At 53.7% G+C, this 9,153-nt stretch carries 6 protein-coding genes and 2 tRNA genes; 2 read left to right on the top strand and 6 right to left on the bottom strand.

From position 1 onward, the window contains the following. The first annotated feature begins 112 nt into the window (after positions 1-112). Positions 113-188: transfer RNA gene (locus ACTH5D_RS16315), tRNA-Asn, on the top strand. 247 nt (positions 189-435) lie between these two features. On the opposite strand, the gene ACTH5D_RS16310 is transcribed toward ACTH5D_RS16315, so the two are convergent. Continuing rightward, positions 436-2,556, bottom strand: coding sequence for a carboxy terminal-processing peptidase (locus tag ACTH5D_RS16310; protein WP_441673067.1), 2,121 nt, complete (start codon positions 2,554-2,556; stop codon positions 436-438). Between the two features lie 137 nt (positions 2,557-2,693). Between ACTH5D_RS16310 and ACTH5D_RS16305 the strand changes: the two genes are divergently transcribed. Then, positions 2,694-4,013 (top strand): M18 family aminopeptidase, encoded by a 1,320-nt coding sequence (locus ACTH5D_RS16305; protein ID WP_441673065.1) that lies wholly within the window; start codon positions 2,694-2,696, stop codon positions 4,011-4,013. A 99-nt stretch (positions 4,014-4,112) separates the two neighbouring features. Here the strand turns inward: ACTH5D_RS16305 and ACTH5D_RS16300 are convergent. The 5 genes from ACTH5D_RS16300 to ACTH5D_RS16280 form a co-directional block, all read right to left on the bottom strand. After that, positions 4,113-4,189 (bottom strand) — tRNA-Met (locus ACTH5D_RS16300). 98 nt (positions 4,190-4,287) lie between these two features. Next, complete coding sequence (locus ACTH5D_RS16295; RefSeq protein ID WP_441673063.1) at positions 4,288-6,414, bottom strand: cation:proton antiporter; 2,127 nt, start codon at positions 6,412-6,414, stop codon at positions 4,288-4,290. Between the two features lie 141 nt (positions 6,415-6,555). Continuing rightward, a complete protein-coding gene (gene ychF / locus ACTH5D_RS16290) occupies positions 6,556-7,647 on the bottom strand; it encodes a redox-regulated ATPase YchF (RefSeq protein WP_441673061.1) in 1,092 nt (363 codons plus the stop codon). A 120-nt stretch (positions 7,648-7,767) separates the two neighbouring features. After that, positions 7,768-8,355, bottom strand: a complete 588-nt coding sequence (pth, locus tag ACTH5D_RS16285; protein ID WP_441673059.1) for an aminoacyl-tRNA hydrolase — start codon at positions 8,353-8,355, stop codon at positions 7,768-7,770. Between the two features lie 185 nt (positions 8,356-8,540). Then, positions 8,541-9,153: 50S ribosomal protein L25/general stress protein Ctc (locus tag ACTH5D_RS16280; RefSeq protein ID WP_441673057.1), on the bottom strand; the 613-nt coding region annotated here is incomplete at its 5' end.

Below are 9,153 nucleotides of genomic sequence, written 5' to 3'. Positions count from 1 at the left end.
AGCAAATGACTGTTAATCATTGGGTCACAGGTTCGAGTCCTGTTCGAGGAGCCAAGCTGTACTGCCTTATTTAACTATCGCTGACGGCTTACCGTTAGAGATAGCGCAAGATTCCTCGATAGCTCAGTTGGTAGAGCAAATGACTGTTAATCATTGGGTCACAGGTTCGAGTCCTGTTCGAGGAGCCATCTAGTACGCCTGGCATCATTTACGTCTTTGTAAGCTAGCAACCTTTCCGCTGTACTATATTCTTACCCCTCATTAACTGCATTGCTATATCTTAGCCCGCTGTCGAATGGCACCAGGGTGTTTTATGCTGTCTAGCCAACGGCTATGTGACGATTGAGTGCTCGAAATGGTGTTTTGATGTCGTCAATTTAGTCATTAAAAAACGCCGGCCCGTTGACGGTGCCGGCGTTCGTGAGCCCTGATGAATTAGCGTTTAGCGGCTAATCTGCGGTTGTCTTGAAGTTTGGCGTAGTCAAGTAAGATTTCTGCAGATTCAAGCACATGAGCGCGATCAACGGACGTTTTGTCGTCTTCTTCGCCCTCGCTCTCAGCATCTGAGTCTTCTGACGCACCTTCTGCACCTTCTGCGCCTTCTATGGCTTCGCTACGAGCATCCATCCACTCGTCTAGCTCATCAAGACCCAGTACGCGACGGCGCTGGTTTTCCAGAGAGAGTTGCTCGGCTTCTTGAGCTTCCATTTCGCGCTTACGCTGCTCGCGATTTAAGCTCACGCTGGTGTGCTGCTCGCGTAGTTGACGGGCCAGCGTTGATTGGCGCTCCAGGTAGCGGAAATTCGGATTGTTCTGCGCCCGGGTGTCGTGCTGGGCAATGAGTTTATCCAGCACGGTTTCTGGCTCACCATAGCGGCGATACTGCACGTTTTGTACGGTATCCCACTCTAGTGCGTTATCTAAGCTGCTTTCGCCAATCCGTTCGGGATCAATCAAACTCGGAAAAAGGATATCCGGTTCAACGCCGCGATTTTGCGTGCTGTCGCCAGAAATACGATAGAACTTGGCGCGCGTTAGCTTAATTTGCCCGTGGCTTAGATCATTAAGCGTTTGCACCGTCCCTTTGCCAAACGTTGATGTACCCAGAATCAGGCCGCGGCCATAGTCCTGTATGGCGCCCGCAAAAATTTCTGACGCTGAAGCAGATAGACGGTTGACAAGCACGCCTAGCGGACCATCGTAGTGAGTACCGGCTTCAGTATCGCCATACAGCTGAATACGGCCTTGTGCATCACGTACTTGCACCGTTGGGCCGCGATCGATAAACAGGCCGATCAGCGAGTTGGCCTCTTGCAGTGCACCGCCGCCGTTGTTGCGAAGATCCAGCACAATGCCTTCTATGCCTTCTTCTTTGAGGCGATCGATTTCTCGCGCTACGTCACGAGTAGTGCTGCGATATTCTTCTTCACCGGCTTGGAATGCGTCAAAATCAACGTAAAACGTAGGTACGTTGATCACGCCAAGGCGATGAGGCTCACCGTCGCGCTCGACCTCAATTACTTCGCCGTGAGCGGCTTGATCTTCAAGGCTAACGGTGTCGCGAGTAATTTCAACGGTTTGTGAGCGCGTCATATCAACCGCCTGAGCAGGTACTACATCCAGGCGAACGACAGAGCCTTTAGGGCCGCGAATGAGATCAACGACGTTGTCCAGGCGCATGCCGACGACGTTGACCATCTCACCGTCTTCTTGGCCAACAGCAATAATGCGGTCTGCTGGCTCCAAGATGCCTGCGCGTTCTGCTGGGCCGCCGGGCACTAGACTTGCTACTTTGACGTATTCACCGTCAGATTGAAGCAGCGCGCCGATACCTTCCAGAGAAAGACTCATCTGAATATCAAACGACTCGCTTTGACGAGGAGACAGATAGCCAGTGTGCGGCTCAATGCTGCCAGTGACTGCCGCCATGAGTACGCCGAAAACGTCTTCGGGCTCAGTCTGGTCTATACGAGTGAGCTGGCCCTCGTAGCGTTGGCGCAGGTTACTTTCAATCTGCTCGTTATCCTGATCGGTTAGTGCAAGCGTGAGGGCATCATTTTTGAGGCGTTTGCGCCACAGGTTATCCAGCTCGCTTTTACGCGTAGCCCACGGAGCATCCTCACGATCAATTTCGAGGCGCTCATTGCTCTCAAAGTCAAAGTTTAGCCCTTCATCAAGCTGTGTAAGCAGTGACTCCAAGCGCGAACGCTGCCGCTCACTAAAGGTATCGTATAATGCGAAAGCCTCGTCCAAGTCACCGTTGAAAATAGCGTCTGCCATGTGGGCTTCTAAGTGACGGTAGGGCTCAATATCACTACGTAACAGGTAAGCTCGCTGATTATCTAGAATATCTAAATAGCGCTGGAAGACATCTTCTGACCACGCTTCATCAAAGGTAATATCAGCATAGTGGCCATAGCGGAGTGAGTCCGCGATTTCCACAGCCGTCTGGCGTTGTTCATCGGTCGGCTCAAGTTGCGCTAATGCTGCTGGGCTGGTAATAACCAGCATGACAGCAAGGGCGGCCGAACGCGAAAGCGTTGCAAACAAGCTCATCAGTCAAGCTCTCCCGGATTTGTGTACACTCATTCTTCCCTAGACTCGCGTATGACCCATGAGTTGCGTAGGCCGAGGGATATTGTAGCAGGTCGTTTGCACGATGAGACTCAATCATTACTGTTATGAGGATTTCCATGTCCGAGACTTTCAACGCTGATCGTTTAACGCGTCTATGCGATTTTCTGCGCCAATCGCCGACTCCATGGCATGCTGCAGGCAATATGGCGGCACGCTTGGAGCAAGCTGGGTTTCAGCGGCTGGAAGAGAAGGCAAATTGGCAGCTGACGCCGGGTGAGCGCTATTACGTCACTCGCAATGACTCGGCGATTATTGCTTTTCAGCTGCCTGCGTCTGAATTAACCAGCCTGCGTATGATAGGCGCGCATACCGATAGCCCGGGACTGCACTTAAAGCCTAACGCGACACAGCGATCTGCTGGCTGGCTACAGCTGGGTGTGCAGGTGTACGGCGGCGTATTGTTAGCGCCATGGTTTGACCGCGATTTGGGATTAGCGGGCAGAGTGCATGTACGCCATGCGAATGGGCGCTTAGAAAGCGTACTGCTTAACGTTAACCAGCCGATTGCTATGGTGCCGAGTCTGGCGATTCACCTTGACCGCGATGTTAACAGCGGCCGCGCGCTGAATGCTCAGACGCAAATGGCGCCCGTGCTGATGCAGAGTGAGACGGCCACACTCAGCGAGCTGTTGGCACAGTGGGTAAGCGAGCAGCATGGCTTGAATGATATTGAAATAGTTGATTTTGAACTAAGTTTTTATGATGTACAGCCGCCGTCTTTGATCGGCGTCAAGCAGCAGTTGGTGGCAAGCGCGCGCTTAGATAATCTGCTTTCGTGTTTTGTAGGCTTAGAAGCGTTGTTGGCCTGTGATGGTGCTCAGGGCGCTGTATTGGTAGCCAATGATCACGAAGAAGTGGGTAGCGCCAGCGCTTGTGGCGCCCAAGGGCCATTTTTAGCCGATGTGCTCAAGCGCATTAATGCTCAAGTGGGCGGCCGTGAAGGTGATAAAGGTAGTGAGGAATCGCTGATTCAGTTGATTCAGTCGTCTTACATGATTTCGTGTGATAACGCCCACGCACTGCATCCTAACTTCCGCGATAAGCACGATGAGCGTCACGGCCCTGCGGTTAACGGTGGCCCGGTGATCAAGGTGAATGCTAGCCAGCGCTATGCCACCAATAGCGTTACAGGGGCGCTGTTTAGAGATGTGTGCCGCGAGGCGAGCGTGCCGGTGCAGTCGTTTGTAACGCGAGCGGATATGGGCTGTGGCAGCACGATTGGACCAATTACCGCCACAGAGTTAGGTGTGCCCACCATTGATGTTGGCATCCCCCAGTGGGCAATGCATTCTATCCGGGAAACGGCAGGTACTCACGACGTTGAGCACTTGACTCGCGCGCTGACGCTATTTCTTAATCGAGCGGTCTTGAGCTGACGTAGGTAGCCGAAGCAGGTAAGAGCCTAGACAGATAAGAGCAAAGCAAAAAGCCCGCTGATGTGATCAGCGGGCTTTTTTGTACTGCTTGAATGCGTTTGGTGGCTACGCCCTGATTTGAACAGGGGACCCCATCATTATGAGTGATGTGCTCTAACCAGCTGAGCTACGTAGCCTTTCAACGGGGGCGAATGATACCAGAGATATTTCACTCGTCAACTGATTCGTGCCAGGAATCATATCAGCAAACTGCCCTGCGTGGCCGATAGTGCTTTTACTCACTTCTATTTGGCTCACTGCTCGAGTGTTTTTCTGGCATTTCAGCAGTGTGCGAAAGATGTGGGCGATCAAGGGCATTGCGCCAGGCGCGGTGCAAGCCGCGCTGAACATCGTCGAAAACCTGTTGAGAAATTAACCGGTCTTGTACCATTTCTTCCATGCTCTCAGTACTTCGGCGGAGCGCAAAAAGTCGTAGCATGCGCTGTTCGAGACGATATGCATGGGGGCCAAACTGTGCTTCCGTTTGCTGGATCGCCTGGTCAACCGCGGTAATCCGGACATCGAGTATCTCATCGAGCAAGGCGCACATGCGCTCCCCGAAGAGTGGCGTTAGCCGCTGCGCATTGTAGTGGCGCAGCTCCTCAAGCGCGGCACGACGGCAAATCAGCAGCTCAAAACGGTTAGTCAGCAGCCACGACAGCGGCCAGCGTATGCGCAGATGGCGGTTGAGCCAAATGCTTGGTTTGAGCCAGAGGCTGGTGGCCAGGATTTTACGTGCTTCTCGGTTGTATCCAATACGGCCGTCTGAGCGGGCGGCATCAATAGTTCTGCCACTGTTATGCATCATGGCATCCAGGTTGTGAATGCTGGTGACGCCGCTGCCATAGCGAGGAATAAGGTCGCGTTCTCGAATTGCCAGTGTGACCAGGGCGATGGTCATTCGATCACGCTCTGGAAGGGCTTGATCAAGATCGAGCGGTGCCGTTTCAATGGCCATGTCGCGGTGATAGCGCGCAATGACTTCCTCAGTGATTGACGGGGCAATATGAAGATTGTGCGCGGTGCGCTTGACAGCATTTTCGACATCCGTGGTCGATAGTCGAATCGCTTGCTGCTGAAGAGCGCTGTCGTGGTGGCTTAGCTTATTGAGCTTTAGGCAGCGAATAACGCCGCGCAGGCTGGCGCCGTTAACTAATAGGCTGAATAGCACGAAGCCAGTGGCCAAAATAGCCACGAAGTGGCGGATCTGTTCGGGGAGTGCCGTTTGCTCCGCTATGCCCAGGGCCAGCACGAGCGTCACCGCGCCGCGCAATCCACCCCAGGTAATGGCTAGCTTGTAACTGGCGCTGATAGGGGCAGAAAGTTTGAGTCGGCTGAGCAGTGGCAAAAAGCCGAATAAAGCTACCAAGCGGGCCAGTAGGGTCGCCACGATAACCACGGCGAGCATTGGTAGCCATGCAAGCGTAATGCCCTCCAGCATTTTCGGCACCTGCAGTGCGGCTAGCAGGAACACGGTAGCACCAGCGAGCGAGGCAATTTGCGCCCAAAGTAGCTGTAAATACGCCCAGTTGGCGGGCGAAGTACGCGTTCGCCCTAGCCCGCTGAGCACTAGCCCCGTGGCCACCACCGCCACTACGCCCGATACCCCAATGCTCTCGCCAATAAGGTAGACGGGATAGGGCAACGAAAGCGTGAGCGCCGTTTGTGCTTTGCCATCATTGCCAAAAAATGCCAGTACAGCAGCGCCAATTCTTCCGGCCGCGGCGCCAAACAGTAGGCCTCCACCGAAGTCGGCCGCAAGGGCCCAGGCGCCTGCTTGCCACGTGGCAGCGGCGGCATTGCCGGTGAGCGATGCCACCAGCACGCCAACGATAGCAATGGCGGCAGCATCATTGAGTAGGCTTTCTCCTTCAACTAAGCGTATCAGTCGTGCCGGGGCGCCCACGCTGCGAAAAATAGCAATCACTGCCGATGGGTCGGTCGTCGCAATGACCGCCCCTAGCAACAGACCGGTCGAGAGTGCCACGCCGCCCAATAGCCACACCGAGACGCCGACCATACCGGTGGCAATAAAAACAGCGACCACTGCCAGCAGCAAAATAGGCGCCGCATCCGGCATCATTTCGCGGACATCGACACTCAGTGCCGCTTGAAAAAGCAAGGGAGGCAGGAAGATCCACAGGTAGATTTCGGCAGGTAGTGATGCGGTCAATAGCGGTTCGAACTGGTGGATCTCTGGCCACAGTGTTGACAGGGTGGCGTATGAGAAGCCGAGCGTCATGCCCACTAGCGCCAATAATGTCGCTTCAGGAAAGGCCGTGCGCGCAGAGAGCCACTGCACAAAAGCAATAATAGAGAGTAGCAAGCTGCCCAGGATCAGTAAGTTGAACAGTATTTCCATGGATAATACGTTCCAGCCAGATAAAGTCTGGGGCAAGTATCGATGGCTTGAGGCGATGCTTTCTTAAGCACATCGTTTATCAGGCGTGCCGCACGGCTCTGAGCACATTGATGCGCCTAGGGCCGTGCGGCGTCGTGACAATTAGACGTTGAAGCGGAAGTGAACCACGTCGCCATCTTTAACAATGTACTCTTTGCCTTCCAGACGCCATTTACCGGCATCTTTGGCGCCCTGCTCGCCGTTTAGCGAAACAAAATCGTCGTATGCGACAACTTCGGCGCGGATAAAGCCTTTTTGGAAGTCGGTATGAATCACGCCGGCGGCTTCAGGCGCGGTAGCACCTTCTTTAACCGTCCAAGCGCGTACTTCTTTCACGCCGGCGGTGAAGTAGGTTTGCAGGCCTAGTAATGAGTAGCCTGCACGAATGACGCGATCCAGTCCCGGCTCTTCCATGCCCATTTCGCTTAAGAACATAGAGCGCTCTTCATCATCTAGCTCAGCGATTTCAGCTTCCAGCTGATTGCACACGGGTACCACGAGCGCGCCTTCCTCAGCGGCGATTTCATTAACAATGTCCAAATAGGGATTGTTCTCGAAGCCGTCTTCGTTGACGTTAGCGATGTACATGGTGGGTTTCAGCGTTAAGAAGCCAAAGCTCTTCACCTGGCGCTGTTCTTCTTCGCTCAAGCCAAAGCTGCGCAGCGGAAACCCTTCAGCGACGTGCGGCTGAATGCGGTCAAGAATTGCTTTGATAGCAATTGCATCTTTGTCGCCGCCTTTCACCGAGCGAACGAGGCGTTGGCTGGCTTTTTCAACGGTATCGAGATCGGCAAGGGCGAGCTCTAGATTAATCGTTTCGATATCGGCGCGTGGGTCGACGTGGTTGGCTACGTGAATGACGTTGTCATTGTCGAAGCAGCGCACGACATGGGCGATGGCTTGGGTTTCACGAATATTGGCCAAGAACTTATTGCCTAAGCCTTCGCCCTTGGAGGCGCCCGCAACCAGGCCGGCAATGTCAACAAACTCCATCGTGGTCGGCAGTACTTTTTGCGGCTTGACGATTTCAGCGAGCTTGTCGAGACGCGGGTCCGGCATCGGAACGATACCCACGTTCGGCTCAATGGTGCAGAAGGGGAAGTTCTCTGCATCGATGCCTGACTTGGTCAGTGCATTAAACAGTGTGGACTTGCCGACGTTGGGCAGACCGACGATGCCGCAGTTGAAACCCATAAAATGTTCCTGAAAAGTGTTCTTGAAAAGCGTTTGTGTAAAATAAGGCGTGAAAGCAATCGCTATTCTACGAGATGCGCTAGCCGTCAGCCACTGACTTAACGATTGCCTATAGAAAGCTTACTCGGGTTTAAGGCTATGTAACTGATTCATGGCTTTTGCCCAGTCGCCTGATAGCGCTAATGGCAGGGTGGCAATGCACTCATCCGTGGCGCGAACAATGGCTTCTTGTTCGGCCTTGCCGGGGCGCCCAAGAACATAGTTCGTCACCTGGCGTGCTTCACCGGGATGGCCAATGCCAATCCGTACGCGATGAAACTGCTTTTGATCACCTAATGCACTAATAATATCGCGCAGCCCGTTATGGCCGCCGTGCCCACCACCCGTTTTATAGCGTGCTTGGCCGGGAGGCAGGTCGAGCTCATCATGAGCGACCAGTAAATTTTCAGGCGTAAGCTTAAAAAACTGGCACAGTGCAGCCACGGCGGCGCCACTGCGATTCATAAAGGTAGCGGGATTGAGTAGATGTAGCTCATGCTCGCCCATCCGCACTTTTGCATAGTGGCCGAAAAACTTTTTTTCCGGGCGCAGTTCGCTGTAGGCACTTTGCGCAATAGCATCGACTAGCCAGAAGCCGGCGTTATGTCGAGTGGCGTCATATTCAGTACCTGGGTTGCCTAGTCCAATAATGGCCTTTACCTGGCTCATCTTCCCACCTCCAAAAAATTTCCAGAAGAAATTTTCGACGTCGCGTAAGCGGCGGCCCGAAGGGCTGCTACCAGTGATGGCTTGTCGCAAAAAAAAATCAAGCGCCGAGGCGCTTGATTTTAACATCATGTCAGCATCACGAGGGCCATGCAGGCATGGCCCCACTAGAGTGCTTGGCGGAATACTTACTCGGCGCTAGAGCCTGCTTCGCCTTCGTCGGCTTCGTCTTCTTCTTCAACACGCTCTTTTACTTTAGAGATGCTTAGAACGGCATTGTCGTGCTCTTCACCATGAGACAGGTCAACAGAGGTGACGCCGGCTGGCATGGTAAGGTCTGACAGGTGTAGCGTCGTACCCAGCTCGACCGCCGCGATGTCGACTTCGATGAAGTCAGGCAGATCTTTCGGCAAGCAGCTGATCGCAACTTCGTTGGACAGTACGTGGAGTTCGCCGCCTTGATCTTTGATACCAACACACTTCTCTTCGCCAGTGACGTGCAGCGGCACGTTCATGGTGATTTCGTGAGTGGCATCAACGCGCAGGAAATCAGCATGGGTCAACAACGGCTTGAAAGGGTGGCGCTGCAAATCACGAACAACAACCTGCTCTTCTTTGCCATCAATCACAAGCTTGATCACTGAAGAGAAGAAAGTCTCGTCTTCGATCGCTTTGTAGAAAGCTGTTTTTTCTACAGAGATAGACTGCGCGCCTTTCTCGCCACCGTATACAACGGCCGGCACTTGCTGGTTCGCACGACGCAGGCGGCGGCTCGCACCTTTCCCCAGGTCGTTACGAACG

The sequence above is a fragment of the Halomonas sp. genome, from assembly GCF_052095695.1.
Taxonomy (GTDB): Bacteria; Pseudomonadota; Gammaproteobacteria; order Pseudomonadales; family Halomonadaceae; genus Vreelandella.
Note: the sequence above shows the minus strand (reverse complement) of the source record. Positions and strands in the feature narration are given on the sequence as shown.

Coding starts and splice junctions, on each gene's coding strand:
- ychF (WP_441673061.1), bottom strand. CDS start 7,647: ATGGGTTTCAACTGCGGCATCGTCGGTCTGCCCAACGTCGGCAAGTCC.
- pth (WP_441673059.1), bottom strand. CDS start 8,355: ATGAGCCAGGTAAAGGCCATTATTGGACTAGGCAACCCAGGTACTGAA.
- ACTH5D_RS16295 (WP_441673063.1), bottom strand. CDS start 6,414: ATGGAAATACTGTTCAACTTACTGATCCTGGGCAGCTTGCTACTCTCT.
- ACTH5D_RS16310 (WP_441673067.1), bottom strand. CDS start 2,556: ATGAGCTTGTTTGCAACGCTTTCGCGTTCGGCCGCCCTTGCTGTCATG.
- ACTH5D_RS16305 (WP_441673065.1), top strand. CDS start 2,694: ATGTCCGAGACTTTCAACGCTGATCGTTTAACGCGTCTATGCGATTTT.